Origin of the sequence: uncultured Nostoc sp. (assembly GCF_964245445.1) — a bacterium.
Classification (GTDB): domain Bacteria; phylum Cyanobacteriota; class Cyanobacteriia; order Cyanobacteriales; family Nostocaceae; genus Nostoc.
In genome coordinates this window covers 1-26,872 of sequence record NZ_CAXTNE010000087.1, presented here as the reverse complement: position 1 = coordinate 26,872, position 26,872 = coordinate 1, and the positions used below count along the sequence as shown (strand labels likewise).

Below are 26,872 nucleotides of genomic sequence, written 5' to 3'. Positions count from 1 at the left end.
GCTTTTCTCCTAAATCGTCGTATACTTTACCAATATTAGTGAGGGTAACAGCTTCCTGTGTGCGATCACCTAGAATCCGAAAGATGAGCAGTGCCTGGTTGGAGTAATATAGCGCTTTTGGTTTTTCTCCTAAACGATTGTAGTTGAACCCAAGGCGACCCAGTGCAGATGCTTCCAGTTTTTGGTCTTTTAGTTCTCTTGCAATAGTCAGAACTTGCTGTAATATTTGTATTGCCTTTTGATGTTCCTGTTCCTGTGTCAGTTGTACCCCTTGCTTTAGCAGCCTTTCTGCTTCTTGGGCTTGCGAGTTTTGAGTTTGTCCCCAGGTGGGTTGAGCCATCAGCATTACTGTTATAGGCGTTAGACAAACGCCCACAGCTAAAAGACTGGTGAGAATTTTTTTCATAGAATAGCGCAGAAGTAGCTGTTTTCAATTGGGTCTAGAAGCTGTCGTTACCAACATCGTGATATTTGTGATGAACATTGCAATGTTTCTTATTAATATCGTGATGTTTGTGATGAACATTGCAATGTTTCTTATTAATATCGTGATGTTTGTGATGAACATTGCAATGTTTCTTATTAACATCGTGATGTTTGTGATGAACATCGCAATGTTTGTTATTAATATCGTGATGTTCCTTATTAATATTGCGATGTTTGTTATTAACATCGTGTCTGTCGTTAGAAACGTCAAAATGGTTAGGGGTATAGATGTACACCCCTAGAGATGAAAGAATTCACGCTCAATAAGGTTTTGCCAGAATAGTGACCGTTCGTTGTTGCGAATTGAACTGGATTTCATCTACCACATATTGCCGATTTCTAGCCACTGATTGAATACCCTGCAACTGTGCTGTGGAAACTACAGGTGGTTTCAGTTTCACCACCGCTTGACCTTGAGTAGAATTTTTTACAGTAAAATTATTTATAGGTATACCACTCCAAGTTACTGGCTTGCCTGTAGGACGTTCTCCCCCACCCCGGATAATTGGACTTCTATTACTTCTGTAAGCCAATGCCTCTTTCTTGAAAACTACTCTTGCAATTTGGCTCAGAGGAATTTTGGCAGTTTTGCCATTACGCTGAATTGATAGTGCTTGCCCTTGTGCATCAATTCCTATTACTCGACCACTGCTTGACTCACCCTTTTTAAAGAAGACTTCTGCTAACTCTGGTAAGGCTACTGCAAGTTCTAATTCATCTGCTTTGATTTGTGTCTGTGCTAAGAAAGAATTTCCCGTCTTGACATTTTGGCTCATTACAGCTTGGATGTTTCCTGCGATCGCTGCTGCCATTACTAAGATTGCCACAACCCATCCCTGGAAAAAAGCTTTCATGGCTTTAACGGTATATTTGACTATATTTAACTTTCTCATTAAACTTCAAAAGCCTATACCAAATTTCCGTAAAATCACTAAAAGAAACTGATTATTTACCTGTAGCAGTTTGCAGTTGAGTGCAATATAGACCTAACCCCCAACCCCTTCCCTGCAAGGGAAGGGGAGTAAGACTCAAAGCCTCTCTCCTTTTAGGAGAGAGGAATGGAAGTGAGGTCAGAGTGTATTTGCATACAAACGATAAATGCTATATTGTTCCCCTCATCTCCCCTATGACCCAGACCCCTAACCAAGAAAGCAATATATTAGGTAAATTCACCAGTGTAGTGGGCTTGCTGGGTGCGGCGCTTTTCTTTGCAGGCTGGATTTACCGTTGGTCATATTTCTACTTTTTTCAACTAGAAGTCAATACCCTCGACTTACCTGCACAGTCTTTTTTAATAGTTCCCCTGCAAATATTTCTCGGAGATGGCTGGGCAATATGCAAAACAGTGATCGCTTTTTTTATAGCTGCGATCGCCATTCAGGCAACGTTATGGTTAATTAAAATCATCAGTGATATAGTAGCTTCTGCAAGTCAATTACTACTGAGTCGCATCATCTCTGCTACTCAACACAAACGCTCATGGACAGCTAAACAGCTTAAATCTCTGGCTGAATTTAGTTCTGGGCAACTGCGCTCAGTTGATTTTCTGCGATCGCTAGTCAATGAGATAGTCATAGTATCCTGGGTATTAATAGTGATATTTTGGTTAGCTCGTTGGCAAGGCATTGCAGATGCACAACGAGACGCTGGTCAAAACTCAACTTTGCCCGTTGTAGCGTTAATTACACCGGAAGAAAAGTTTGCTGTGGGACGCAAACTTGATGATATATTTGCCGATCCGTCTTTGAAAGGCTACCGCATTATTGGCGATCGAGGTCTATTCGACGACTTGCGAGGCAGGGAAGATAATGATATCAGCAATCCACAACAGCCGAGAGTCTGGCGCTTACTCCTAGAACGTGGCGGCTGGATTTATTTGTTTCGAGCATTGCCCCCAAATGCAAAACTTGATGAGTTACCGTCAGTGTTGGCTATTCAAGAAAGTGATAAGGGACATATCATCATTCGCAGTCCAGAAGTTTCTAAAACTACTTCTCCTTGATATCTTGAATAAGTTGTTTAAATTTAGGTTAATAAAAAGTTATTTATCCTTAACCACTGTTTTATAATTCCCCTTAACTACAGCATCTTGCTCAAGTTATCGCAGATTCAGGGGAAAAATTTAATGAACCAGGGGCAACGTACTCCTAAAACAAGGAGATATTTGACTGAATTAGTTCAGACTTATATTGTTAAAGCTTTACACACTGCCAGACAGTGGCGCGTGCAACTAATCCGATGGTTGTACCAATATTCTTCGTGGGGTGTTGCGTCTCTATTTTTGGTCGGACTTAGCTTGAGTATCGTAATGGCTGCATGCTCTCCACGTAATATCGATAATACTGGTAATGCTGGCGTAGCTTCCCAGAGTGATGTAAGCCTAACGTTTGTTTCCTACTCAGTTACCAATGCAGCATACCAGCAGATCATTCCTAAATTTATTGAACAGTGGAAGAAAGAACATAACCAAAATGTCACTTTTAAACAAAGCTATGATGGGTCAGGTTCCCAGACTCTTGCCGTGATTGACGGTAAGGAAGCTGATGTGGTACACCTGTCACTTGCCCTTGATATTAACAAACTTGTTGAGGCAGGTTTTATTCAACCGGGATGGGAAAAAGAAGCGCCTAATGATGCAATTGTAACCAAATCTTTAGAGGCGATCGCCATTCGTGAAGGTAATCCCAAAAATATCAAAACTTGGGCAGATTTGGCAAGAGATGGCGTAAATGTGATGATGCCTGACCCCAGAACCTCTGGCGGCGCTCGCTGGAATTTCCTTAGTCTGTGGGGTTCTGTGACCAAAACCGGCGGAAATGAAAATCAAGCAATAGACTTTATCTCCAAAGTTTATAATAATGCACCTTTGTTACCCAAAACTGCTCGCAATGCCAGCGAACTGTTCTTCAAAGATGGTCAAGGTGATGTTCTGCTCAACTATGAAAATGAGATGATTTTATCGGCACAAAATGGTGAAAAAGTCCCATTTGTTGTGCCTGATGTAAATATCTCCATCGACAATCCTATTGCTGTTGTAGATAAAAATGCCGATAAACACGGAACTCGCCCGATTGCCGAAGCGTTTATCAAATTTCTTTACACTCCAGACTCGCAACGAGAGTTTGCCAAATTGGGATTTCGTCCCGTTGACTTAACGATCGCCAAAGAAACGGCAGCCAATTTTCCCAAAATTAAAACCATCTTTAAAGCTGAAGATTTAGGAGGCTGGGACGAGATTCAAAAGAAATTCTTTGATGAAGGTGCAATCTTTGACAAAATTCGAGCTAAAAAGTCTTAGAAGTTTTCGTTATCGAAACAGAATACATGTGTCAGGAGTCAGAATTCAGTTGGGTATTCTGACAGAAATTGCGGATAGCGCAGCGTAAAGCCTTCTCTTCTCCTTCTCCTGTTGGAGACGCTGCGCGAACGGGAGGCAACGCTTTCGGCATAGCAACGCTATGAGCGAGTCTGCGTACCCCTACGGAGAAGCAAGCTACGCGCAGCGTCTCGTAGAGAGCGTCTTGATTCTGATCGGAGCTTTCGGAGTCTCCGGCTTTGCTCCTGAATTCTTCTTCAATTAATCATCTTCTCTAAAGCGATTTGCAAATCTTTTGTCAAATCGCTCACACCTTGTCTAGCCGCCAAGCGATCGCCCTGACAATTTTTCCAGCGTTCGGTTACTGAAATTGGCTCCCCTACGGTGATTTGTGTCTCTCGCAAACCTAGCCGAGGTCGCCCTGGAAGTGTTGTATCCTGAATTCTAGAAAGCATATCGTATACAAGCAAAGCTGTTTCCGCAAACCGTTCCGCCGTCGGTTGTTCTTGAACATAAGTAGCTGTAACTGCAACAAAACTTTCCACTATCCGCATGTGGCGCATTCGCAAGTCTGCTTCTTGGGCAATCCAGTCTGCTAAACCGCGTTTAAAGGGTGGTAAAGCATTGATATCTGGCAAATCTTCCCGATAAATGTAATTCCAGCCAGCCTCTTCTAAACGGCGACAGCGATCAATGGGATTTCCCTGTGCTTGAACTCCAAAATATTGCTCGGCAACTTGTAAAGCCTTATCCAGTAACCGATGAAGTCGAGCAATTAATACCTGATTAGGACTAGCAGATTCATCAGTTGAGATGGTTTTTGGGATGTCTTGATGATAGAAACGACGATAAAACTCTTCCATCTCAGTAATCAGATATTCAGCCAACCTACAGAGGCGTTGATAGTAAATCTCTTCGCGTAGGCGTAGCCCGCCGCAGGCATCGCCGTGCTCAATTTCTATTGCCGGCAAGCCACTATCAGCTTCCAACTTACTCAGCAGCCAATCCAGTTTAGACCAAGGTGGCTCAACGTAGCGATACTGGATGGCGATCGGTACAATAATTACAGTCTCAGTCCGATTGGCTTTTTGCAAGTCTTCTACACACCAGAACCCCATTTGAGCAACACCAGGTTCTAAGGGGCTAACAATACCACTATGACCATTAGTACCGCCTTCAGGTGCGACTGCGATCGGTAGTTCGCCATTAGCAAACAACTCCCGTGCAGTTTGAATAGCTTGGCGATCTAGTCGCCTACCGCGATGAACCGGCACACCTCCTATCCGAGAAAACAACCAACCCAGCCACTTTCCAGCCCAAACCGTCATACCCCGGTCATAGAGAAAATAGCTGTGAACAAGGGATTGCAGTGTAATACCTTCCTGACGAGCAACCTGTGGCACAATGCGGGAAAGCAAATACAGCATACAGAGAGGATCTTCCACCTCTGGGTGGCGAAATGCCAGCAAAAAGCGAATTTTTCCAGCCTGGAATTGTTGATAAAGTTCAGCTAATACCTCAACATTCTTGGCTTCAACACGGATAATACCAGCCGTTAGCCAAGGACGAGTGCGGAACCGTAATGCGATCGGCAGTAACCACCGAACAATCTGGAGTACCAGCGGGTTCAACCGTTGAGGAATAAATTTTAGTGGTGGTTGAGTAGACTGAATCGATCTAGGCAAGTCGCTCTCCAGATTGTATTTCTAGCGATTGTACAACGTGAAGTCTTGGTTTTGCGTCAACCCGCAGCATGTTGTTAAACATCGCTCTGCTTTATCCCTCTTCTGTTACTTTCCGGGTATTCTGAATAAAAGAATAAAAAAATAAAACAATGATTAGTTTAAATTCTCCATTCTTCTTAGGCTTAAATCAATCTCGTCAAATTGAGACTGAGGCAGAATAAAATAGCTATGTTGATTTTTCTAATCATCCGCAATGGAACCACGAATACGGATGGAAAAATACTTTAAATAATCTGCGTCTGATTATCCAACCACTCTTACTATTTTGGTTGATTTATCCCTGGTTAAGTATTTTCCCTAATTCACACAACGATCGCCCGGTGGGAGAATAACCGTACCCAACCTTCACCCCTGGCACTCATGCAGCTAAAAAATATGCTCCATGAATTAAAAGATTCTCCGGTTAAGTTTCACCGAATTTGCGTACCCTCAACCAACAGCTAGAACAGCGAGTGCAAGAGCGCACCACTCAACTGGAGGCACTCAACCAGGAACTAGAAGCCTTTTCCCGCTCAGTTTCCCATGACTTAAAAACACCACTGAACTACATCACCATGACGGCAGAATGCCTCTGGCAAAAACTAGATTCAACCCAGTTAGATGCAATAAGTCGGCGGTATTTGAATATCATCGCGCAGTCGGCTCGACAAGCTGGGGCAATGGTGGATGACCTGCTGGAGTTTTCTCGCATGGGACAGGCAGAAATGCGCCAGACGACGGTTGAGATGAACACACTGGTACAACAGGTGCAGCAACAGTTGCAACCAGATATGACTAGACGATCGATTCATTGGCAAGTTGCAGCCCTGCCATCGGTGCAGGGTGATTTGGCAATGCTGCGGCTGGTCTGGCAAAACTTGCTTTCCAATGCGGTTAAATACACCCGCGATCGCCCTGAAGCAATTATCACCGTTGGTAGTAGTAATTGCGAACACGAAACAGTATTCTTTGTACAAGACAACGGCGCAGGATTTGATATGCAGTATCACGATCACTTATTCCGCATTTTCCAGCGATTGCACTCTCAACAGCAGTTTGCCGGAACGGGGGTGGGACTGGCGAACGTGCGGCGAATTATTCATCGGCATGGCGGGCGCACCTGGGCAGAAGGTGCGATCAATCAGGGGGCAACGTTCTACTTTTCGCTACCTAAACAGGAGAAACAAGAATGAGGCTGCGGTTTCTCTCGCTTGAAGACAATCCACTCGATGCAGAGATGGTTGAAGTGACACTGCTGGATGGGGGCGTTGACTGTGAACTGCGACGGGTGGAAACTCGCTCTGACTTCATCAGCGCACTAGAAACCGATGAGTTTGACCTGATTTTGGCAGACTATGCCTTGCCTACTTTTGACGGCATCTCAGCATTAAAAATTGCCCATAACTTGCGTCCCGATCTGCCTTTCATTTTCGTCTCTGCCAGCCTAGGGGAAGAACTCGCGATCGAAGCCTTGAAGCTGGGAGCCACCGATTATGTGTTGAAACAACGGATGGGGCGATTAGTGTTTTGTGTGCAACGGGCATTGCGAGAGGCACAAGAACGCCGCGAACGCCAACGGGCAGAAACTGCGTTGCACCAGAGCGAAACCCGCCTCCGCAGAGTAGCAGCAAACTTGCCAAATGGAGCGGTTTTCATCGTGGATCACGAATTGCGCTATCTGCTAGCAGAGGGCGAAGCGCTGAAGAATGCAGGCTTTATCTCTGAGGAACTGGTGGGCAAAACGCTATGGGAAGCCCTTGATCCCGATCTGGCAAGTCACTATGAACCTTACTTTCGTCAAGCGTTGGCTGGCGAACCTTTTACCTTAGAGCATCACAGTCACGATCGCGACTACATGACTCACGGTATGCCTCTATACAACGAGCAGGGGAAAGTGGAGGCAGCGCTATCAGTCTCTTACGACATTAGCGATCGTAAGCAAGCCGAAGCTGACCTGCGCGAAAGTGAATCTCGCCTCCGGTTGATGATTGAAAGCGCAAGAGAGTATGCGATTTTCACCCTGGATCTTGATAATCGGGTCACAAGCTGGAATTCTGGTGCCCAACGATTGTTAGGGTATTCCGAAGCAGAAATTTTAGGGCAAACTGGTCGGATCATTTTCACCCCCGAAGATAACGAACAAGGCAAATCTGAGCGAGAACTGCACCTTGCTCTGACAGAAGGACAAGCGGAAAATAAACGCTGGCACATTCGCAAAGATGGCAGTCGGTTTTGGGGCACGGGCTTTGTCATGCCCTTGCGGAATGGAGACAATGTGGTACACGGATTCATCAAAATCATGCGGGACGAAACCGCCCAACGACAAGCCGAGGAACGCTTTCAGGCACTCTACGACACCACCAGCGACCTCCTCGCCACCGAGCAACCTTTGACGCTGATGCACAACCTGTTCAGCAAGCTCTCTACCCAGCTAGACCTCGATTACTACTACAACTACATGGTGGAAGAGAAAGACGACCGCCCCATGCTGCATCTGAAGAAGTATGAGGGAATTTCCGATGAAGCGGCAATGGATATCGAATGGATTGAGATCGGTCAACATTTGTGTGGACTGATTGCACAAGAGCAACAGCAACTCGTGATGGATCAAGCGCAAATCTCCAGCCATCCCAATGCTCAACTCAACCGCTCGCTCGGCGTGACAGCTTACGCCGGACAACCCTTAATTGTTCAAGGGCGATTACTGGGAACACTCTCGTTTGCCAGCCGCACCCGTACCCACTTCACGCCTGAAGAAGCTAATCTACTGCAATCGACTTGTGACCAGATGGCGATCGCCCTAGAGCGCACCAACTTACTCAACTCCATTCAGCAACAGGCAGAGCAATTACAACGAGCAAACCAGATCAAAGACGAATTTTTAGCCGTGTTGTCGCACGAATTGCGATCGCCCCTCAATCCGATTCTGGGTTGGGCAAAGCTGTTGCAAAAAGGCAATCTCAACCCAGAACGAACGACAACTGGCCTTGAAATCATCGAACGCAATGCTCAACTACAAGCTCAACTGATTAATGACTTGCTCGACATCTCTCGGATTCTACAGGGCAAATTGAGTTTGAACCAGATGCCCGTTGATCTCAGGGCAGTGATCACAGCCGCTTTAGAAACGGTTCACCTCGCAGCCGTTGCCAAGTCACTGCAAATTGAGACAACCTTTTCACCGAATGCCAGAACCGTAATCGGTGATGCTGGACGATTGCAACAGGTGGTCTGGAATCTGCTCTCCAACGCTGTGAAGTTTACGCCTCAAGGTGGGCAAATCACGGTTGCATTCAGTCATACAGACACTCATGCCCAAATTCAAGTCACTGATACAGGAATTGGCATCAATCCTGATTTTTTACCTTACGTCTTTGAACATTTTCGGCAACAAGATGCAGCCACCACGCGCAAGTTTGGTGGACTGGGATTAGGATTGGCGATCGCGCGTCAAATTGTAGAAATGCACGGCGGAACAATCGCGGCCCAGAGTCCGGGTGACGAGCAAGGTGCTACGTTTACAGTACAAATTCCGCTTGCGCCTCGCTTGAGTGAACGACCCTCTACAGAATTATCCTCAGGCTCAATCGGTGATTTGACTAACATCTCTATCTTAGTCGTGGATGATGAAACAGATTCGCGGGAGTTCGTCGCCTTTGTCTTAGAGCAAGCAGGGGCGATCGTTACTAGCGTTGCTTCTGGGATGGAAGCCTTGCAAGCAATAGAACAATCCACTCCCAATTTAATCGTGAGCGACATTGGAATGCCAGACATGGATGGCTATATGCTCCTACAACAAATTCGGGCACAGTTGCCAGCGAGTCAAGTTCCAGCCATTGCACTGACTGCTTATGCCGGAGAGTTTGATCGCACTCAAGCATTACAGGCTGGATTTCAACAACACTTAGCGAAACCAATTGAGCCAGCAGAAATTGTGACAACGGTTGCCCGTTTGTGTGGGCGCAAGGAAGGAGATGCATGAACTAGGAGCGTTCAACAGTAGAACAGCTTTTTGCAGGTGACAGCGAGATGGCAGGGTTGATGCAAACACGCTCCGTGTGAGCCGAAGGGGGAGCAACGCGATGCAAGTGATGTCGGGCAAAAATAAGCGATGCCTGCGGCGAGCTACGCTAACGCACAATATCAAGAGCTTTAAATAAAATTGGGTTTACTCGTAAAAAAAACTTTTTTCTTGCCATAATGTATCTCTAAGAACATCATTATTAATGTTCTTAGATTACATCTTTTGCTTACTTTTTGCTTAAGTTGACACCAATGAGCAATGCTGTGCCCCTACGAATGGTCTGTATTTTATGTAATTGAGAACCGCTATATTACGGTTGGCAAACATCATTGCTTCAGGTTGTAAATAAGCTATTTTCTAGCTCGGAATCACTAGAAGCGATAGCCTAATCCGGCTTGGAAGCTGACAGCATCAGCATCACTATTTCTGTAGGCATCAATGCCCCATTTAGTATCGCCATAAGCAATGACATTCTTGCTAACTTCTGATTCAATACCAAGGGTAACTACTGGCGCATTCTGATTGCCCAACGGGGTTTTTTGACCTTCGTCAGTTACAAAAGAATAACCACCACCGAAGTAAAGGTTAGTGTTTCTGGCGATGGGCGCATCGTAAGTCACTATGGGCATAATTGCGGCAGCATCACCACCATACAGCACAGAACCCCGCACTGAAACAGGTGCATTGGGAACGGCGTAACGTCCTTGAATATTACCACCAATTTGTGATTCATCGTTTCCTTGTCCGCCACTGGTTGCACCAACGGCAACACCAGCACCGATATAATTGCCGTTTGTGCCAGCTGTTTGAGCAGAAGCAATTCCCGCCGAGAGAACAATGGAAGCAAGAGCAACGAAAGAGACAGCTAATTTTGTAAGTTTCATAGAATTCTTCTCACTAGAGTTAGGTAAAATCAATATTCTCTAGTACTAGAATCTCTTTTTTTACAAAATGTAACCTCGCACATCTGGTTCACCCAAGTGGCTGAATTCTTTCTCACCCACTTGGGTATAACAAGTGATATCATGTCCGGCTAAAGACTTATCATTTAGAGCGCAGTTCTTGCTGGGGGCTCTTAGCTGGGGGAAAGAGGCTTTTGGGATTTTTGCACAGATACGGTAATCATAAGTGATTCACCGGACTTGATATGAAATATTCAAAAAGGGAACAGGTTAATTGTTACAGGAGATAGTTACTATTCCCGATCCCCTATTTCTCAATTTGAACTTTTGCTAGGTCTTTGCCAATTCGGTTTTTGATTACTCGTGCAGGTATGCCTACAGCAACGGAGAAAGGAGGAATATCTCTATTGACAACTGCTCCCGCACCAATAACACTGCCTTTACCGATGGTAACCCCATCTAATACTGTTACTCCATGCCCTAGCCAACAGTCATCCTCAATTACAATTCCCTTGCGAGTAACACCTTGGTATTTAATCGGCTCCATCGGATTGGCAAAATTATGATTATTGGCATATATCCCTGAGTAAGCAGCTATTAAGCAGTGTTTACCAATTTTGATGTCTCCTGGCCCCTCAATAGCCACGTTGGGGCCAATAAAGGTGTCTTCATCAATATGTATACACGTATTTTCCAAAGACCCTATATCAACGTTACGCTCAATAGCGACTTTATTTCCTAAATGAATTCTATTATTTTTATGTCCTCTAGCATCCATCCGTACACCCTTGAAAATATATGCTCCACTGCCTATCTCAATACAGCAAGTACCGTTAAATTCAACACCATTTTGAATATAAACTGGGCTGCCTATCTGGGCAAAAATACTACGATATCCCAAATTACGCAACTTCGGCCCCAAAATAAGTGTAGGAATATCCCCTAACACAGTAGTTACTAAAAGTTCTTGCACGCGCTGCAATTTGGAAAAATATTGCTCGTTATGCATGGCTACATATCTCTTCAATTAATTGTTGTTGACAGGATTGATTTGTTGTGTCTGTATCCTAATCTTCTGCCAATACCAAAAAGTTTTGTACTTATTGATACATGATTCCAATTGGCAGTATTACCAAAATTTACCCATGTTTTTAGATGGTTTTCCAAATGTTGAAAAGCCAGAGCCTGGTTTTGACTATGTGAGCAATTCTTTAACTTAGGTGGGAGAGAATTACTCAATTGATAAGCTGCTCTACATTTTAATTACATAAGCTGGACGGGCTTTTCGACCACCCCACAAGAATTATATTTAATTCAATTATGCAAATTAGATGTTTTTTAGCTTATGCACAATTGCCTTGGATTGCTAGAAGCTTTTGTACCAGTTACAGCACGTAAAAATTTCGCTTCTTTTTCACCAAATCAATTAACAAAACAATCTCAGTGCATTGCAGGGTCAAATCCAGACGATTAAATTGTCTGATGGGAAAATTTGCTGGTTTAGATCGGCTACTGTTTCGGTTATCTGGCAAATTTGCAAAGCTTGTTACGCAAATAGGGATAAAGTTGTTTATGAGGATACTTTTTCTCAAGCGGTTTTAGTCTTTTGAAACAACTCAGTTCCCCAAGCTATATTGCAACAAAAAAATACATTTAACTAGACTATATTCAAAAATTAGATAAAATTTCTGCCTAGCATGACAATGTAATTATTGTTAGATTTTTATGGGTATTTATGCCCAGCTAAAATCCAACTAGGGTGGATTATCTCCCACATCAGCCATCACATTGAAGTTAACCATCGGTGCAAACAAGTAAGCGCTTCCCCGACTGCTATGACGGCTTTCTTGCAACGAATTTCTAGAGTATGCTGCTCCAATCATGTTGCACACAGATGATTTACAGACTAACCAATTCATGTTTTTAATTACATAAATGGTTTTTACTAACAATTGTTTTTAACGATAACACATTTTATTTTTAGTGGAACACTCTTATTAAATAATTTGATTTTCAGGTTGCTTGTTAATTGTAATGGTGAGATTAGTTAAGTTTTTTACTAAAGCGATGCCTATGGCTGGCAAAGCCTACGTTACTCTGAAATAATTTTATACACATAGAGAAAATTATTTGAAAACGGTAACTTTAAAAATTATCTAAGCGATTCATTACCATTTATGTCTATATTTCTACTATTGCTTGTCCAAATAATTTTATATTTTTGTGTTAACTCAAAATGATATCTACTATACTTATGACACCCTCTTGGTTAAAACGCTAAAAATTTGTAAATCACCCATTCGGGTGAGCCAAGCGGGTGATGCGTGCTTGGCACTAGTTATTATAAATTTTATTGAAAGAAAGCTAAAACGTAGCTTAGTTTCTAGGAGAAGTCCAGAAAAAACATCAAATGCCCAGATTGAGGTATCGGTTTTAACTCACACACTTGGTTCAAATTATGGCTTTAATTAAAGAAATTGCCCAAGAAGCTCTAACTATCGGCTATCTGAGTGTTGTAGCCGAAGATCAACTGCGATCGCAACTTCAAAGTAATTATGACTCAGAAGACCTAGATGCCTGGATCATTTTACAGCGAGCTATTGCAGCAGGTGATGTAAAACTTGAGTCGCGCCGAAAAAAAGCTTCTCTCTCTCCTAAAGCCAAGGACGCTTCATCTAGTATCAAACTTGCTTATCAAATGGCAGCAGAGATTGCTTATGCAGCAGCTGTAGCTTTGTCAATGACAAAAAATACCAAAGATCAGCCTTCACTAGGCGCATAAAATAACACATTACTACGTTATTTACTTAATACGTCATTAAAATTTTATACCAAGTAGGTAACACTCGCTTTTCCTAGTTAACTGCTTGGTATTATTTTTAAACGATGTCTACGATGGGCTATTGAGCGTCACATTACCTTAAACTAACCTTAACCAAATAATAGAGTAAGTCTTTCCTATCATAGACCCTCTAGATTAAGGCAATTTTATTAAAAAATAATTAAAATTTTAGCTCTTCCTTGACCCAGCTATGAGGAATTTTCATCCTCAGCCAAGACCTTAGATTGATCCCCAGAATCAATTCTAAAAGAAATATAAATTATTTATTCAAAACTAAATTTTTTTCAGTGATATATGGCACTAAATGATTAAATTTTAATATACCAAGTACATGGCTGAGGGTAAGGCATAGAATTAGAAACACCTTGGTGTAAACTTTAGCAACGAGGTTAAAAAAATTCTCAATGCTTAACAAAGTCATCGCTTTTTCACAAACTACTGTATAAAGAATTGGCAACATTGGTAAAGAGAGTAAACAATAACCATAGCTAAACTTGGAGTTTTGCCAACCTATGCAGCCAATTCGCACATTTAACGTATCCCCTTCACTACCGCCGCGACTCGAACCACTACGGCGGCTAGCATATAATTTGCACTGGGATTGGAACGTTGACACTAAAGATTTATTCCGTCGCTTAGACTCTGACCTGTGGGAGTCTAGCCATCATAACCCGGTGTTGATGTTAGGTACTATCTCTCAATCGCGGCTTCTGGAAGTTGTCGAAGATGAAGGCTTCCTAGCGCAAATGGATCGATCTGACCGTCAGTTAGACGATTATTTGCAAGAGCGTACCTGGTATCAGAAACAACGGGAGCATAATCCAAAAGAATGCTACGCCTATTTTTCGGCAGAATTTGGACTTGTAGATTGTTTGCCCGTCTATTCTGGGGGCTTGGGCGTTCTGGCGGGGGATCACCTCAAATCTGCCAGTGACTTAGGGCTACCCCTTGTGGGCGTAGGTTTACTGTATCAGCAAGGCTACTTTGCCCAGTATCTCAATGCCGATGGCTGGCAGCAAGAACGCTACCTGAGCAATGATTTCTACAATATGCCCTTGCATCTGGAGCGCAATCCTGATGGTTCAGAATTGCGAATTGCGGTAGATTATCCAGGACGCAAGGTGTATGCCAGAGTTTGGCGCGTACAGGTGGGAACGGTGCCCCTGTATTTGATGGACACCAACATTGAACCCAACAATGTTTACGACGGCGACATCACAGATCAGCTGTATGGTGGCGACATCGATATGCGTATCCACCAGGAAATCATGCTGGGGATCGGTGGTGTGCAAATGCTCAAAGCTTTGGGGCTGAAAGTCACCGCTTACCACATGAATGAAGGCCACGCCGCCTTCTCTGCCCTAGAACGCATCCGCTTGCTGATTCAGGAAGAGGGACTGAATTATCCCCAAGCTAGACAGGTGGTGGCTTCCAGTAATATTTTTACTACCCACACGCCAGTACCGGCAGGGATTGACTTGTTTGCTCCTGATAAAATGCTGTACTACCTGGGGTACTATGCAGAGATATTTGGGTTGCCCAAAGAGCAATTTTTAGGACTGGGGCGCGAGAATACAGGCGATTTATCTGGGCCTTTCAGTATGGCGGTGCTAGCGCTGAAGATGGCAACATTTTCTAACGGTGTAGCACAACTGCATGGTGTGGTGTCGCGGCAAATGTTCCAGGGCTTGTGGCAGAATGTGCCAGTAGAAGAAGTGCCGATCGCAGCAATTACCAATGGTGTCCATGCTCGGAGTTGTGTTGCGAAATCAACTCAAGAGTTATACGATCGCTACTTGGGGCCAAATTGGTCATCAGCACCACCAGATAGCCCATTGTGGGAACGGATGGACGCTATACCCGATGAGGAATTGTGGCGCAATCACGAACGCTGCCGCTTGGATATGATTTTGTATGTGCGGGAGCATTTGGTTAAGCATTTAACCGATCGCGGCGCTTCCGCCTCCGAAATTTCCCAGGCACAAGAAGTTTTAGATCCTTACGCTTTCACCATCGGCTTTGCCCGTCGGTTTGCTACCTACAAACGCGCTACCCTCTGGATGCGTGATTTGGATCGCATTAAACGGCTTTTACTAGGCAACAAAGACCGAAAAGTGCAATTCGTAATCGCTGGTAAGGCACATCCCAAGGATATTCCCGGTAAAGAACTCATCCGCGATATCAATCACTTTATCCGCGAACAGCATTTAGAAAAACAGGTAGTGTTTGTTCCCAATTACGACATTCACATCTCCCGGTTGATGGTTGCGGGTTGCGATATCTGGTTAAATACACCGCGTCGTCCACGGGAAGCTTCTGGTACCAGTGGCATGAAAGCCGCAATGAATGGATTGCCGAATTTAAGTGTACTAGATGGCTGGTGGGATGAAGCTGATTACGTCCGCACAGGCTGGGCGATTGGACATGGAGAGAATTACGACGATCCCAACTACCAAGATGAAGTAGAAGCAAATGCTCTCTATGAGTTGTTAGAGAAGGAAGTTGTACCGTTATTTTACGATCACCGGGATAGTGATGCTTTACCCCGTCCGTGGGTTGCCAAAATGAAGGATGCAATTCGCCTGAATTGTCCCTTCTTTAATACAGCGCGGATGGTAGGAGAATATGCACAAAGGGCTTATTTCCCGGCTAGCGATCGCTATCATACCCTGACAGTTGATAACTATGCCCCAGCGAAAGAACTAGCTGCTTGGAAAGAAAAACTGAGAGAACACTGGTTCAACATCAAAATCAAAGATATTAACGTATCAGCAGCTTCAGACATTGAGGTTAACCAAACCGTTGCTGTCAAAGCCAAGGTTGACTTAGCAACTTTGAAGAATGATGATGTGCAGGTGGAGTTATATCAAGGTGCGATCGATGCCAATGGTGAGATTGTCAACGCTGTGCCAGTGGTGATGGATTACCAAGGGGAGGATGGACAGCAATTGAGTATTTACACGGGTAATATCACCTATACCGCTTCTGGTTTACAAGGCTTGTCTTTGCGTGTATTACCGAAAAATAAAAATCTGGCTAATCCTTATGAACCAAGGTTGATTGCCTGGGCAGAATAAAAGTACTGAGTAATTGTTGAATACTCAAGAATAGGCGTTGCTGATTTAAGTTTTGCAACGCCTTTTATATCAAATATTTTCAGGTAGATAATTAATATCTAGTAGCTGTTCTAAGGTATAAGTACAATATTGAGATAAGTTATCTAGTTTACCCTCAGTTTTATCAATTACATATCCTAAAGCATCATCATAAATTGATGCTAATTCATTTTCTAAATATTGATATAAATTTGTTGTCAAATTACGTTTTAATTGATTCCTAAAACTTCTAATTTCTGCTTTCCAATGCCCAGAATTATATTGAAATTCTTCTTTCCAATATTGCAGCAATAAAATATGTCTAATAATTTGTTCTAATAAACTAGCAACCTTGGCTTTGTCTCTACGACCCAAATTTTCTAGCTCCTCTATTAAATTTTCTAAATCTAATTTTTCTAAATGGTTAGCTTTCAATAGTTTGATTGTTTCCTCTAACCAGAGATGATCGTCAATTTCATAAAGGTCTTTTAAACTCAAGTTAGAACTAACTCCTTGCATAAAACCTCTTTGAATTAAATCTTACGAGATTACAATTTTAGGCTAACATTCTTTGGGGGATGATAATGTAGCCAGTAGTATGATCGCCTAATACTAAGTTACGTTGTTCTCCCCAATACCACCAATAAGCGGCAACATAGGCGCAAATTAAGCTATCTAGTTTATCTTCGGTTGCTTTGAGGGCTGCGCCTGTGGTAGGGATTTCCAGAAGGAACGAACCGCAGAGGCCCAGAGGGCGCAGAGGAGGACAGAAGGAGGGGAGGATATCAAGAAGATAATTTTGGAGTTTGATTAGTTCTAGGCGGCGCTCATTCAGGCGTCCTTTTTTGTATTTGAGGATGCGTTCTAAGTTGAATAGGTTAACAATTGCTGGGTGGGGAAAGACTTCTATTTGATATCTGCTGAGTTTTTGCGGTTCTATGGTGGGTGCGTGTGCAAAACCGCGTGATTCTAATTCTAAGCCAAAGTTGATGGTGCGATCGGCGAAGGGTAGGTTTTGATTAGCTGGGTAGCATGCTGCATGATATTTACCAAAGTATTTGTGGCTGAGTTTGTCGGGGAGGCGGCTTCCAGTGGCGTTGGGTATGAGGGTAGGTGCATCTACAGCGATGATGGCTGGTTCGTCTGGTTGTACGCTTTGATCAATCCAGCTGAGGATGTCTGCAATAGCTTCTTTACGGTCTAGATCAAGTAGTTGCAGTTGTCCATCTATCCATTCTAAATAGCATAGTCCACTTGGTTGAGATTTCCAGCCTAAATCAATGCCAATAAATTTCATGGTCATAACACGAATTTGCGATTATTTTCGCATTTCGCGGCAACGATTTACCTAAATTTACTTGCTAAAAATTGTGATAAATAATCTTATAATCTTAAATAGCTTGTCTTAATTTATTTTATCTGGCAATAAATTAATCAAGATTATTCCAATGAAAGTTTTATTTTTACATCCCAATTTTCCCTCGCAATTTCGCAATCTAGCGACAGTTTTAGGTAAAGATCCTAATTGTCAAGTCGTCTTTGGGACAAATCGTCGTGAAGGCGAAATACCTGGCGTTTTTAAAGCTATTTATACTCCTTCTCGTGAAGCTGCTCCCCAAACCCACCATTACGTTCGCAACCTGGAAAATGCTGTTCTTACCGCCCAGGCTGTCTATCGCGTGTCAGAAAAATTAAAGGCCGAAGGTTTCGTTCCAGATATAGTCTATGGCCATTCTGGTTGGGGCCCGACTTTATTTATGAAAGATATTTTCCCTAAAGCAGAATTATTATGTTATTTCGAGTGGTTTTATCATGCTCACGGTTCCGATGCAGATTTTGATCCCAATGAACCATTGAATGCTGATGATGAATGCCGCATCCGCGTCAAAAATGCGCCGATTTTGACTGATTTATATAGCTGCGATCGCGGACTTTCTCCAACGAACTGGCAGCGTCAGCAGTTTCCCAAAGAATATCATAGCAAACTCACTGTAATTCATGATGGTGTTGATACCAAATATTTTGTTCCTAAACCAGGCGCAAAGTTAATTTTACCAAGAATAAATCTCGACCTTTCTCATGTGGAAGAGTTGGTAACTTATGTGGGACGGGGGATGGAACCTTATAGAGGTTTTCCACAGTTTATGGAAACAGTGGCGCTACTTCAGCAGCGAAGACCTAAGTGCCATGTGGTAGTTGTGGGAGAAGATAGGGTGGCTTATGGAAAGAATCTTCCTGATGGGCAGACTTATAAACAATTAATGTTAGAAAAATTATCTTTGGATTTATCGAGGCTACACTTTACAGATAGGCTTCCTTACAATGAGTATCTTCAGGTTTTGCAAGCTTCTTCTGCTCATGTTTATTTAACTCGTCCTTTTGTTTTATCCTGGTCAATGTTAGAAGTAATGGCAGCAGGATGTTTACTAGTAGCCTCTAAGACTTCGCCAGTATTGGAAGTCGTACAGGATGGGGTAAATGGACTGTTGGTAGATTTCTTTTCTCCTCAGAATATTGCTAATAGGGTTGAAGAGGCGCTGAATCACCCTCAAGAGATGCAAGCAATTCGTGTAAATGCACGAGAGACAATTCTGAAGCGTTATGATTTGGCGAAACTGTTACCACAGCATTTGCAATGGATGTTCGCTAGTAAAAGTTCTGATAGTTTGAAAAAGCGCTCAGTTTCTAAAGGATTTGGCAAAAGTCATTAGTCATTGGTCATTGGTCATTGGTCATTGGCCTCTTGCATAAATATTTTTTGCCTCAAGAAAAGGTGCAAATAAAAGCTTGAAAAGAACGACTTTTGTAATAAGTATATTAATTATTAGTTATTAGTCAATAACAAATGACAAATGACAAATGACAAATGACAAATGACAGAGAGCAATATTTAAAATGCGAATTATTTTTACCATTGCCCATTTTTTTAAACCTAGCAGTGAGGGTCGTCATGCTTCCCAACGTAAAGACCCGCAACCCCGCTTGCAGGCGTTAACTAATAGCCTTACCGCCTTACACCAATTATTTGGTAAATCTCAAAGTATCATTAACATTGCTCAACGAATAGCTTTTCCCGCTAATCAGCCGCAGTCGCACGAACTAGATATTGTTATTTGTACAACCCAAGATAATCATCTTTTGAATCAGCTTCCTTTACCATCCCATTTATATAAGCATCATTCTACTAATGTAGAACCTCTGCTTTTGGGGTTTGAGTGCCAAGCTATTCTGCAAAGTTGTCTCGGTCAGTATGATTACTACTGCTTCTTGGAAGATGACCTAATTATCCATGACCCTTGGTTTTTTATAAAATTAAATTGGTTTACCCAACAAGCGGGTGATTTAAATTTGCTCCAGCCAAATCGTTATGAAATCTCTCCTTACGGTTTGGTTAATAAAGCTTACATTGATGGGGATTTAGCTTTGCGAGTAACTGCTCCCTATCAAAATGTGCAGGAGCAACCGGAACTCAAGGGTACAATTCTGAATGCATCAATTACCTTTTGTCGTGCCCTCAATCCTCATGCAGGCTGCTATTTTTTGAATGCAAATCAGATGACTCATTGGGCTAATCAAACTTATTTCATTGACCGGGATATCAGCTTTGTTGGGCCTCTAGAAAGTGCTGCAACCTTGGGAATTATGAAGACATTTCGGATTTATAAAACCTCACCGGAACAAGCAAGTTTTTTGGAGATTCAGCACTCTGGAACTGGATTTCTAGGGTTAATTGGAGGACAGGTGAGTTTAGCACAGAGGTGAATACTACGGTTTTTAAAGGGCGATCGCAACCAACTGCCACTAGTACAATAGACATACGAGTGAAAATAGAATGTAGAGACGTAGCAGTGCTACGTCTCTACAAGGATTCTAGGTAACGCATATTTAATTTATGGAAATGCCTGATGTCTAAGCTAGTAATGAAAAGTTTGTAGTAAACACAAAGCGTGCTTAGAGGATAAGGACTTTAGTCCTTACTACGAACTTACCCATCAATTTAAACTTCACAGACTACTAGAAACGAAAACGAGTTGAGCGAACAACACTTTGACGCCAAACAATTATCAGAAATAAACGTAGTTAATGCCAAGTTCTAGGGCGTTTGCCCTTGGTACGCTTACCTTTTATCAAGTTAAAGTGGCTCAGGTGCATTTGAGATAAATATTCATAAATGTATGTTACAACTTCTTATATTTTTGTGTTAAAAAACTAAAAAAAATCTAATTAATTATTATACTCATGTTGCATGATTTTAATGCTTGTTTAGGAGTTATGACTATGACTGCTAGTACTCTGCTGCAAGAAATAGAAAAGTATATCCCTATTGTGGGAGATATAAATATTAAGAGTCCATTAGCATACCAAGCAACTCGTGGGGCGGTTGAGGTAGTTAACACAGTCCAGATGGCAGTTGCAGAAGCTTATATCAACGGATTAGAAGTTCCTGATTCCGTTCTAGAATCGCTTTTCGATACCTGTATGCCAATTTTCTTTCAGTATTTCCCATCCCTACTAGCACCGTATGAATGGGTATTAAAAGAAACTGATAATCTCGCCGAAGGATCGCGGGAACTAATGAAAATTCAGTACGACTTGCCTCAAGCCATGCTGAATACTATGTTGGGGGACGGGAAACTCATTTATCCTAAGTACAGCATGGGATTGTGGGAAAAAGGAGCATTAAACCTTGAGCAATCCCAGATGCACATGATTGATGATGTGATCGAAAAGCTAGACATCAAGGACGGAGACAATATCTTAGACTTTGGGTGCGGGTGGGGATGTGTTCCTAATTACATTCTTTCTAAATTCCCCAATGTCAAGTTTACGGGTCTTAATTTGAGCCACGAGCAATGTGAATATATCCGCCACAAAATGCAAGATCCTGAGAGTTATCTCAGTTCAGATCGGTTTACCCTATATGAAGGTGATTTGAATAATGCAAATTTCGAGACTAAGTTTGATAAAATCCTCTCGATTGGTGTTTTTTGTCATGTTGGTAACTTAACGGGAGCCTTTAAAAAATTAGCTTCGTTTCTGAAGGATGATGGCAAAGTTTTAATTCACATCATCACAGTCCGTATCCCTAACAATATGTCTAGCGTTTACACCCACAAATATATTTTTCCACACGGTCGGTACTGGAATTACGATGCAGTTCCTAGCCATAAACAAGACCTCAAAACAATTCAAAGATGGTATCTCAATGGCTCTAATTACTCTAAAACACTAAGTAACTGGTTACAAAATTTTGACGACAACCAGGCAACAATAAAAACATTAAACTATGGCATGGACTATGCCAAGTTTCGCCGGATATGGAGATTTTATTTGATATGGTTTATTCGCAATTTTGCTAGTTGTGATGGAGAATATAATGGTAATGGTCAATTTTTAATGGTTCATGCCTAGTCGGACAAAGCTAGAGTTTCCCCTGCTAGGGGTTAAACGGCATAGTGTCAATTACATTCCTCTTCACTTAGTTTGACACTCGACCTGAACTAAGCTATCTCATACTGGCAGCGAAAGCACGTCATCACCCCTGTGTCTTGCCCAGAGCGGTGTCGATGGTGGAAGCGATGGTGGCGCTGGTGCTTTGCGATCATTTGTTGCGGCATCAAGGTGAGTGTGGGGTACTGGGCTGATAGCTCGAATGCTGCGAAGCGCTCCGACGTAATACCCACGCTTCAAAGATCGCACTTGTGTTAAGGGATGGACAATCTTGCCCATTATTATTTAATTGGCTGAAGATGCCTTCTTCACAAAAACATCTTCATTGTGCTAAATCCTTGGATTCTTGACTGAAACGGCAAGGAAGAGACTTTTCTTTTGACCAATCTCTCAACCAGAATATTAGACGGATGTCTTTGCTTGTGCCTTGAACACTAAGTTCTGATAGTTTCGGTTTCTGGCGCGAGCGAGAAGTTCTGTTTCAGAAGGCACTCTAATCTTTGACGCTAGCTTCAGGAACTCAAGCATTCTGATGAACCAAAATGTTGGGTCTGGAAGATAGGCAACCTGGCCCTCTCGCACGGTTATGCCATGCCGGGCTGACGACTGGAATGCATGATGAAGATTATGCCAGCCTTCACCCAGGGTCAGAAACGCGACGAGCCAATGGTTCTTACTGTGGTCGTTGGTTATGAACGGTTGCTCACCCAGTATGTGGCTGAGTGAGTTGACGGTGGCGACACCGTGGAAAAGGACAGTCGTGCTGAGGAAAAAAGCGCCGAGATATTCAACTCCACCAATGTAGTACGAGAGCGCACCGAGAGCAACGGTGGGAATGAAGTGCAAACGGTCAATAATCTTCAAAACCACATTACTCTCAACATCGGTGGGAAGCTTCGAGGGAAAAAACTCTGGGGAGAATAGCCATCCAGCTTGAGACCACCAGAATCCTTTGATTCCCTTGAAAGGCATATAGGGGGAATGAGGATCTTTTTCCTGGTCTGAGCATTGATGATGCGCCACGTGGTGAGCTTTCCACCAACTTGGCCCCATCTGCCCAGATGAAGCAGCCACGATGCTTCCAACGCATAGAACTGAGGTTGGAGCCTGGTAGCTCTTGTGGGTGAGTAGCCTATGGTAGATGCCAGTAGTTGCAAGCATTCGTATTACATATAACAACACGGCCCACAAGGCAGCACCCCACGATAAGCCAGTAACAATAATGAGTAATGATCCTAAATGACTGACCACGATCAAAGTAGGGCCTACTATGTAAGAAATAATCGTGAGATGAGAGTACTGCTTCATTAGTCTTCTAACGTCCTTAAGCTTCAAAATAAAAATGCACCACATCTTCGCCGCAGTGAAGCTTGCGGACAGCAGAACGCCCACCGTTGTCAGCGTTAGTACCACATGCATATCTTGGCACAATTTGCTTGGAATATAAAAAGTAGTTTCAAACACAAGCGGTGGCAAAAAAGCAGTGAAGAGTTTCTATAGCAATCGGAGTTGAGTTAAAATCTCTAATTCCATAACAGCGAGTTGACCTGGAAAATGTCAAAATTAAATGAGTTTTGCGTAGGCAAAAAGCAATTTGTCGCCAGACATCGCCACTTTACTAGCGCGGATTTGAGATAACTAAGTTGAAATTTATGGGCAAGCAACGTGTTCTTTCTGGAGTTCAACCAACCGGCAATTACCATCTAGGTAACTATTTGGGAGCCATTCGCAACTGGGTAGAAGGTCAGAGCGAATACGAAAATTACCTCTTTGTGGCTGATTTACACGCGATAACAGTGCCACATGACCCCAAACAATTGGCAGCCGATACCTACACCCTTGCTGCTCTCTATTTAGCTTGTGGTCTTGATTTAAATCACTCCACCATCTTTGTACAATCCCACGTTTCGGCCCACAGTGAACTCACCTGGTTGCTCAACTGCATTACACCTCTAAACTGGCTGCAAGATATGATCCAGTTTAAGGAAAAGGCTGTTAAACAGGGAGAAAATGTGAGTGCAGGCTTATTAGATTACCCTGTGCTGATGGCAGCTGATATTTTGCTTTACCAAGCTGATAAAGTGCCAGTGGGTGAAGACCAAAAGCAACATTTGGAATTGACACGGGATATTGCAGCTCGGTTAAATCACCAATTTGGTAAACCAAATCAACCAGTTCTGAAGTTACCAGACCCTTTGATTCGTAAGGAAGGGGCAAGGGTGATGAGTTTGGCGGACGGTACACGCAAAATGTCGAAATCTGATCCTTCGGAGTTAAGCCGAATTAGTTTGCTAGATTCACCAGAACAGATTCAATACAAGATTAAGCGTTGCAAAACTGATCCCATTCGTGGGCTGACTTTCGATGATCCAGCACGTCCAGAGTGTAATAATTTGTTAACGCTGTATACATTGCTTTCTGGTAAAACGAAGGAAGATGTAGCAGTTGAGTGTCAGGATATGGGTTGGGGACAATTCAAGCCATTGTTGACGGACACGATAATTGAGTCTCTCAAACCAATCCAAGAAAAATATCAGTCGATAACGGAGGATAAAAGCTATTTGGAGTCTGTGTTGCGGGATGGAGGGGAAAAAGCTAGAGCGATTGCAAATCAAACTTTATCACAAGTAAAAACTGCTTTAGGCTACTCTCTTCCTCTATAATTTGTCCCTTTTCGGTGTGATTGGCTATACCATTTAAGAAATTGAAATTCTTAATTTTATGCATCACACCCATAGCCCCACAGCTTTTCAGAGAGCTGTACAAGCAGGTGAATTTCTAATTACCGCCGAGGTAGCACCGCCGAAAGGGGGAGATCCAGCGCACATGATTCAAATGGCGGCGACTCTTAAGGGAAGGGTTCATGCTGTCAATATTACTGATGGTAGCCGCGCAGTGTTACGGATGTCTTCGTTAATGGCGTCGGTGATTTTGTTACAAAACGGCATAGAGCCGATTTGTCAAATTGCTTGCCGCGATCGCAACCGCATTGCTTTACAAGCTGATTTGATGGGCGCTCATGCTTTAGGTATCCGTAATATTTTAGCTTTAACTGGCGACCCAGTAAAAGCAGGCGATCATCCAGATGGCAAAGCAGTGTTTGACTTGGAAGCTGTGCGACTGCTACAACTGATTCGGAAGATGAATCAAGGTGTTGATTGCAACGAGAAACCTTTGACTGATGGAGCGCTAGATTTATTTGTTGGTGCAGCAGTAGATCCGCAATGTAAAAGTTGGTCGGGTTTGCAAAGTCGATTTGAACGCAAAATCGAAGCCGGAGCGCAGTTTTTTCAAAGTCAGTTGATTACCGATTTTGAGCGGCTGGAAAAGTTTATGGATACTATTGCTGCTGGCTATAAAAAACCGATTTTAGCAGGAATTTTTCTGTTGAAATCGGCAAAAAATGCCCAGTTTATTAATAGATGTGTTCCGGGTGTAAATATTCCCCAACATATTATTGATAGATTGGCAAAAGCCAAAGATCCTTTTGAGGAAGGGATGAAAATTGCAGCCGAGCAAGTGCAGATAGCGCGGCAATTATGTCAGGGTGTCCACATGATGGCGGTGAAGCGAGAAGATGCGATCGCGCCAATTCTAGATTTGGCTGGGGTTGCTCCAGTTAATCAGTTAGTTTCTAAGTAAAGAAGATAACGAATCTTTTATTAAAGCAGATGGGAACAGCCATCTGCTTTTTTATGGTGAAATAGATGTATCTACACTATATACCCCCAAACAGCTACAGGATAAACAATATAGTAATTTGTGGTAAAACAATTAGAGCCTTCAAAAGCAATAATAAAAAACACAATGACAATACTGCCGCAATATAACTATTCACATCTGAAGCAGGAACTAGATAGATTTTTGCGTCAACAATTTCAAAAAACTTTCTGGGGAATTATTTGTTTAATAGTTCTGTTTGGTGTTGGTTTGGTGTCTGTAAACGCGGTACAGCCATTACGTAAGCCTTCCTTGTGGCAAGTTTATCAGCAGTCGCTCAAGTCAGCCAAATATGTTGACTTGACTCATGCAATCGCTCCAGCAATTCCTGTATGGTCAGGTTTTGGTTCATCAAAGTTTGCGCCTGCCCTCAATCCAAAAACGGGTGAGCCATACACTTACCAAAAGGATGGGTTTGAAGCAACTCATTACGATTTATCCAGCGATCAGTTAGGAACCCAACTAGATCCACCTGCTCACTGGAACCCTGACTATCCAGCTATTGATGAATTGCCAGCGACATTTGCTGTTCGTCCTCTAGTAATAATTCCGATCCAGGATAAAGTTGCCAAAGACCCCAATTACCACCTGAGTGTCAAAGATATTCAAGATTGGGAACGCAAATATGGCAGAATTCCCCAAGGCTCAGTTGTGTTTGTTCGCTCTGACTGGTCTTCATCATGGCCAAACCCCAAACTAGCTACAAGAACAAAGTTTCCTGGTGTGAAGCTAGAAGCTTTGCAGTTTCTGCACCTTGAGCGCCACATTCTTTTTCACGGACACGAACCCCTGGATACAGATAGCACCCCAACACTAGAAGGAGAAGCTTGGCTGTTGAAAAATGGATATACCCAAGCAGAGGGTGTTGCAAATCTAGATCATGTGCCAGAAACAGGTGCATTGATCTCTATTGGGTATCCCAAATTCAAAGGTAGTTTAGGAGGTTATGCACGTTACATTGCTATCTGTCCACCAGACTGGAAATACGGCATTTCAGTAGGTCAAATGCCGGAGTCTCCCTTACAAAAAGCAGATAAATCCCTGCACTGGGATACAAAGTTGGGTGTACGGGTACGCTGAGATGAAGCAATTGAGTTATTGATTCCTCTCTACAAGACGCTACTAGGGTTTGCTTGAATGTCGCAAGGAGGGCGTTTGCCTCAGCAAGATACAGGCAAGCGATGACACCTTATATCATGTCCGGTCAAAGACTTATTATTTAGACCGCAGGGGGGCAGGGGGCAGGGGGAAAGAGGCTTTTGGGATTTTTGCACAGATCCAGTAATCATAAGTGATTAACCGGACTTGATAT

General features: G+C 42.9%; 21 protein-coding genes and 2 pseudogenes. 14 read left to right on the top strand and 9 right to left on the bottom strand.

Features of this window, described 5'->3' with window-relative positions:
* Together ACFE90_RS16385 and ACFE90_RS16380 are read right to left on the bottom strand one after the other, a co-directional pair.
* Positions 1-406 (bottom strand): tetratricopeptide repeat protein (locus tag ACFE90_RS16385; RefSeq protein WP_375502265.1); only part of this gene is annotated, 406 nt, incomplete at its 3' end.
* 340 nt (positions 407-746) lie between these two features.
* A complete protein-coding gene (locus tag ACFE90_RS16380; RefSeq protein WP_375502263.1) occupies positions 747-1,313 on the bottom strand; it encodes a hypothetical protein in 567 nt (188 codons plus the stop codon).
* A gap of 299 nt (positions 1,314-1,612) precedes the next feature.
* Between ACFE90_RS16380 and ACFE90_RS16375 the strand changes: the two genes are divergently transcribed.
* Both ACFE90_RS16375 and ACFE90_RS16370 read left to right on the top strand, forming a co-directional pair.
* Positions 1,613-2,488 (top strand): hypothetical protein, encoded by an 876-nt coding sequence (locus tag ACFE90_RS16375; protein WP_375502261.1) that lies wholly within the window; start codon positions 1,613-1,615, stop codon positions 2,486-2,488.
* Between the two features lie 123 nt (positions 2,489-2,611).
* Positions 2,612-3,784, top strand: coding sequence for a sulfate ABC transporter substrate-binding protein (locus ACFE90_RS16370; protein WP_375502259.1), 1,173 nt, complete (start codon positions 2,612-2,614; stop codon positions 3,782-3,784).
* 275 nt (positions 3,785-4,059) lie between these two features.
* Here ACFE90_RS16370 and ACFE90_RS16365 read toward each other — a convergent pair whose 3' ends face one another.
* Positions 4,060-5,487, bottom strand: coding sequence for a lysophospholipid acyltransferase family protein (locus ACFE90_RS16365; protein ID WP_375502257.1), 1,428 nt, complete (start codon positions 5,485-5,487; stop codon positions 4,060-4,062).
* Positions 5,488-5,633: 146 nt separating this feature from the next.
* Here ACFE90_RS16365 and ACFE90_RS16360 point away from each other — a divergent pair.
* The 3 genes and pseudogenes from ACFE90_RS16360 to ACFE90_RS16350 form a co-directional block, all read left to right on the top strand.
* Positions 5,634-5,852: pseudogene (locus ACFE90_RS16360) on the top strand (IS701 family transposase); the annotation flags it as partial.
* A 114-nt stretch (positions 5,853-5,966) separates the two neighbouring features.
* Positions 5,967-6,719 carry an ATP-binding protein gene (locus ACFE90_RS16355; RefSeq protein WP_375502255.1) on the top strand — a complete coding sequence of 251 codons (753 nt, stop codon included), beginning with the start codon at positions 5,967-5,969 and terminating at the stop codon, positions 6,717-6,719.
* The gene (locus tag ACFE90_RS16350; protein ID WP_375502253.1) at positions 6,716-9,508 is read left to right on the top strand and encodes a response regulator; all 2,793 of its coding nucleotides are present in this window, start codon (positions 6,716-6,718) and stop codon (positions 9,506-9,508) included. Before ACFE90_RS16355 ends, ACFE90_RS16350 begins: the two co-directional genes overlap by 4 nt.
* 413 nt (positions 9,509-9,921) lie before the next feature.
* Here the strand turns inward: ACFE90_RS16350 and ACFE90_RS16345 are convergent, their stop codons facing one another.
* From ACFE90_RS16345 to ACFE90_RS16335, 3 genes are all read right to left on the bottom strand, one after another.
* On the bottom strand, positions 9,922-10,434 hold the full coding sequence (locus ACFE90_RS16345; RefSeq protein WP_375502251.1) for an outer membrane beta-barrel protein: 513 nt from the start codon (positions 10,432-10,434) through the stop codon (positions 9,922-9,924).
* A gap of 325 nt (positions 10,435-10,759) precedes the next feature.
* On the bottom strand, positions 10,760-11,461 hold the full coding sequence (locus ACFE90_RS16340) for an acyltransferase (protein WP_375502249.1): 702 nt from the start codon (positions 11,459-11,461) through the stop codon (positions 10,760-10,762).
* A gap of 745 nt (positions 11,462-12,206) precedes the next feature.
* On the bottom strand, positions 12,207-12,371 hold the full coding sequence (locus ACFE90_RS16335; RefSeq protein WP_179063512.1) for a hypothetical protein: 165 nt from the start codon (positions 12,369-12,371) through the stop codon (positions 12,207-12,209).
* Positions 12,372-12,910: 539 nt separating this feature from the next.
* On the opposite strand from ACFE90_RS16335, the gene ACFE90_RS16330 reads away from it, so the two are divergent.
* Complete coding sequence (locus ACFE90_RS16330; RefSeq protein WP_375502247.1) at positions 12,911-13,234, top strand: hypothetical protein; 324 nt, start codon at positions 12,911-12,913, stop codon at positions 13,232-13,234.
* A gap of 572 nt (positions 13,235-13,806) precedes the next feature.
* On the top strand, positions 13,807-16,371 hold the full coding sequence (gene glgP / locus ACFE90_RS16325; protein WP_375502245.1) for an alpha-glucan family phosphorylase: 2,565 nt from the start codon (positions 13,807-13,809) through the stop codon (positions 16,369-16,371).
* A 69-nt stretch (positions 16,372-16,440) separates the two neighbouring features.
* On the opposite strand, the gene ACFE90_RS16320 is transcribed toward glgP, so the two are convergent.
* Both ACFE90_RS16320 and ACFE90_RS16315 read right to left on the bottom strand, forming a co-directional pair.
* Complete coding sequence (locus ACFE90_RS16320; protein ID WP_375502243.1) at positions 16,441-16,908, bottom strand: DUF29 domain-containing protein; 468 nt, start codon at positions 16,906-16,908, stop codon at positions 16,441-16,443.
* Between the two features lie 37 nt (positions 16,909-16,945).
* A complete protein-coding gene (locus ACFE90_RS16315) occupies positions 16,946-17,686 on the bottom strand; it encodes a DUF429 domain-containing protein (RefSeq protein ID WP_375502269.1) in 741 nt (246 codons plus the stop codon).
* A 151-nt stretch (positions 17,687-17,837) separates the two neighbouring features.
* Between ACFE90_RS16315 and ACFE90_RS16310 the strand changes: the two genes are divergently transcribed.
* The 4 genes and pseudogenes from ACFE90_RS16310 to ACFE90_RS16295 all read left to right on the top strand — a co-directional run.
* The gene (locus tag ACFE90_RS16310; RefSeq protein ID WP_375502241.1) at positions 17,838-19,100 is read left to right on the top strand and encodes a glycosyltransferase family 4 protein; all 1,263 of its coding nucleotides are present in this window, start codon (positions 17,838-17,840) and stop codon (positions 19,098-19,100) included.
* A gap of 184 nt (positions 19,101-19,284) precedes the next feature.
* Positions 19,285-20,151, top strand: a complete 867-nt coding sequence (locus ACFE90_RS16305) for a calcium-binding protein (protein ID WP_375502239.1) — start codon at positions 19,285-19,287, stop codon at positions 20,149-20,151.
* A 516-nt stretch (positions 20,152-20,667) separates the two neighbouring features.
* Positions 20,668-21,801 carry an SAM-dependent methyltransferase gene (locus ACFE90_RS16300; RefSeq protein WP_375502237.1) on the top strand — a complete coding sequence of 378 codons (1,134 nt, stop codon included), beginning with the start codon at positions 20,668-20,670 and terminating at the stop codon, positions 21,799-21,801.
* A gap of 101 nt (positions 21,802-21,902) precedes the next feature.
* Positions 21,903-22,034: pseudogene (locus ACFE90_RS16295) on the top strand (chorismate synthase); the annotation flags it as partial.
* Positions 22,035-22,242: 208 nt separating this feature from the next.
* On the opposite strand, the gene ACFE90_RS16290 reads toward ACFE90_RS16295, so the two are convergent.
* Complete coding sequence (locus tag ACFE90_RS16290; RefSeq protein ID WP_375502267.1) at positions 22,243-23,148, bottom strand: acyl-CoA desaturase; 906 nt, start codon at positions 23,146-23,148, stop codon at positions 22,243-22,245.
* Positions 23,149-23,492: 344 nt separating this feature from the next.
* Here ACFE90_RS16290 and trpS point away from each other — a divergent pair, with 344 nt between their 5' ends.
* The 3 genes from trpS (at position 23,493) to ACFE90_RS16275 (ending at position 26,640) form a co-directional block, all read left to right on the top strand.
* Positions 23,493-24,503 carry a tryptophan--tRNA ligase gene (trpS, locus tag ACFE90_RS16285; RefSeq protein WP_375502235.1) on the top strand — a complete coding sequence of 337 codons (1,011 nt, stop codon included), beginning with the start codon at positions 23,493-23,495 and terminating at the stop codon, positions 24,501-24,503.
* Between the two features lie 58 nt (positions 24,504-24,561).
* Entirely contained in the window at positions 24,562-25,482 is a 921-nt protein-coding gene (locus ACFE90_RS16280) for a methylenetetrahydrofolate reductase (protein ID WP_375502233.1), read from the top strand.
* A gap of 165 nt (positions 25,483-25,647) precedes the next feature.
* Positions 25,648-26,640 (top strand): cyclase family protein, encoded by a 993-nt coding sequence (locus tag ACFE90_RS16275; protein ID WP_375502231.1) that lies wholly within the window; start codon positions 25,648-25,650, stop codon positions 26,638-26,640.
* Positions 26,641-26,872 lie beyond the last annotated feature (232 nt).

Bases quoted from the DNA above. Each gene is read 5' to 3' on its own strand.
- ACFE90_RS16375 (WP_375502261.1), top strand. From the start codon at position 1,613: ATGACCCAGACCCCTAACCAAGAAAGCAATATATTAGGTAAATTCACC.
- ACFE90_RS16370 (WP_375502259.1), top strand. From the start codon at position 2,612: ATGAACCAGGGGCAACGTACTCCTAAAACAAGGAGATATTTGACTGAA.
- ACFE90_RS16350 (WP_375502253.1), top strand. From the start codon at position 6,716: ATGAGGCTGCGGTTTCTCTCGCTTGAAGACAATCCACTCGATGCAGAG.
- ACFE90_RS16345 (WP_375502251.1), bottom strand. From the start codon at position 10,434: ATGAAACTTACAAAATTAGCTGTCTCTTTCGTTGCTCTTGCTTCCATT.
- ACFE90_RS16340 (WP_375502249.1), bottom strand. From the start codon at position 11,461: ATGCATAACGAGCAATATTTTTCCAAATTGCAGCGCGTGCAAGAACTT.
- ACFE90_RS16335 (WP_179063512.1), bottom strand. From the start codon at position 12,371: ATGAATTGGTTAGTCTGTAAATCATCTGTGTGCAACATGATTGGAGCA.
- ACFE90_RS16330 (WP_375502247.1), top strand. From the start codon at position 12,911: ATGGCTTTAATTAAAGAAATTGCCCAAGAAGCTCTAACTATCGGCTAT.
- glgP (WP_375502245.1), top strand. From the start codon at position 13,807: ATGCAGCCAATTCGCACATTTAACGTATCCCCTTCACTACCGCCGCGA.
- ACFE90_RS16320 (WP_375502243.1), bottom strand. From the start codon at position 16,908: ATGCAAGGAGTTAGTTCTAACTTGAGTTTAAAAGACCTTTATGAAATT.
- ACFE90_RS16315 (WP_375502269.1), bottom strand. From the start codon at position 17,686: ATGAAATTTATTGGCATTGATTTAGGCTGGAAATCTCAACCAAGTGGA.
- ACFE90_RS16310 (WP_375502241.1), top strand. From the start codon at position 17,838: ATGAAAGTTTTATTTTTACATCCCAATTTTCCCTCGCAATTTCGCAAT.
- ACFE90_RS16305 (WP_375502239.1), top strand. From the start codon at position 19,285: ATGCGAATTATTTTTACCATTGCCCATTTTTTTAAACCTAGCAGTGAG.
- ACFE90_RS16300 (WP_375502237.1), top strand. From the start codon at position 20,668: ATGACTGCTAGTACTCTGCTGCAAGAAATAGAAAAGTATATCCCTATT.
- ACFE90_RS16290 (WP_375502267.1), bottom strand. From the start codon at position 23,148: ATGAAGCAGTACTCTCATCTCACGATTATTTCTTACATAGTAGGCCCT.
- trpS (WP_375502235.1), top strand. From the start codon at position 23,493: ATGGGCAAGCAACGTGTTCTTTCTGGAGTTCAACCAACCGGCAATTAC.
- ACFE90_RS16280 (WP_375502233.1), top strand. From the start codon at position 24,562: ATGCATCACACCCATAGCCCCACAGCTTTTCAGAGAGCTGTACAAGCA.
- ACFE90_RS16275 (WP_375502231.1), top strand. From the start codon at position 25,648: ATGACAATACTGCCGCAATATAACTATTCACATCTGAAGCAGGAACTA.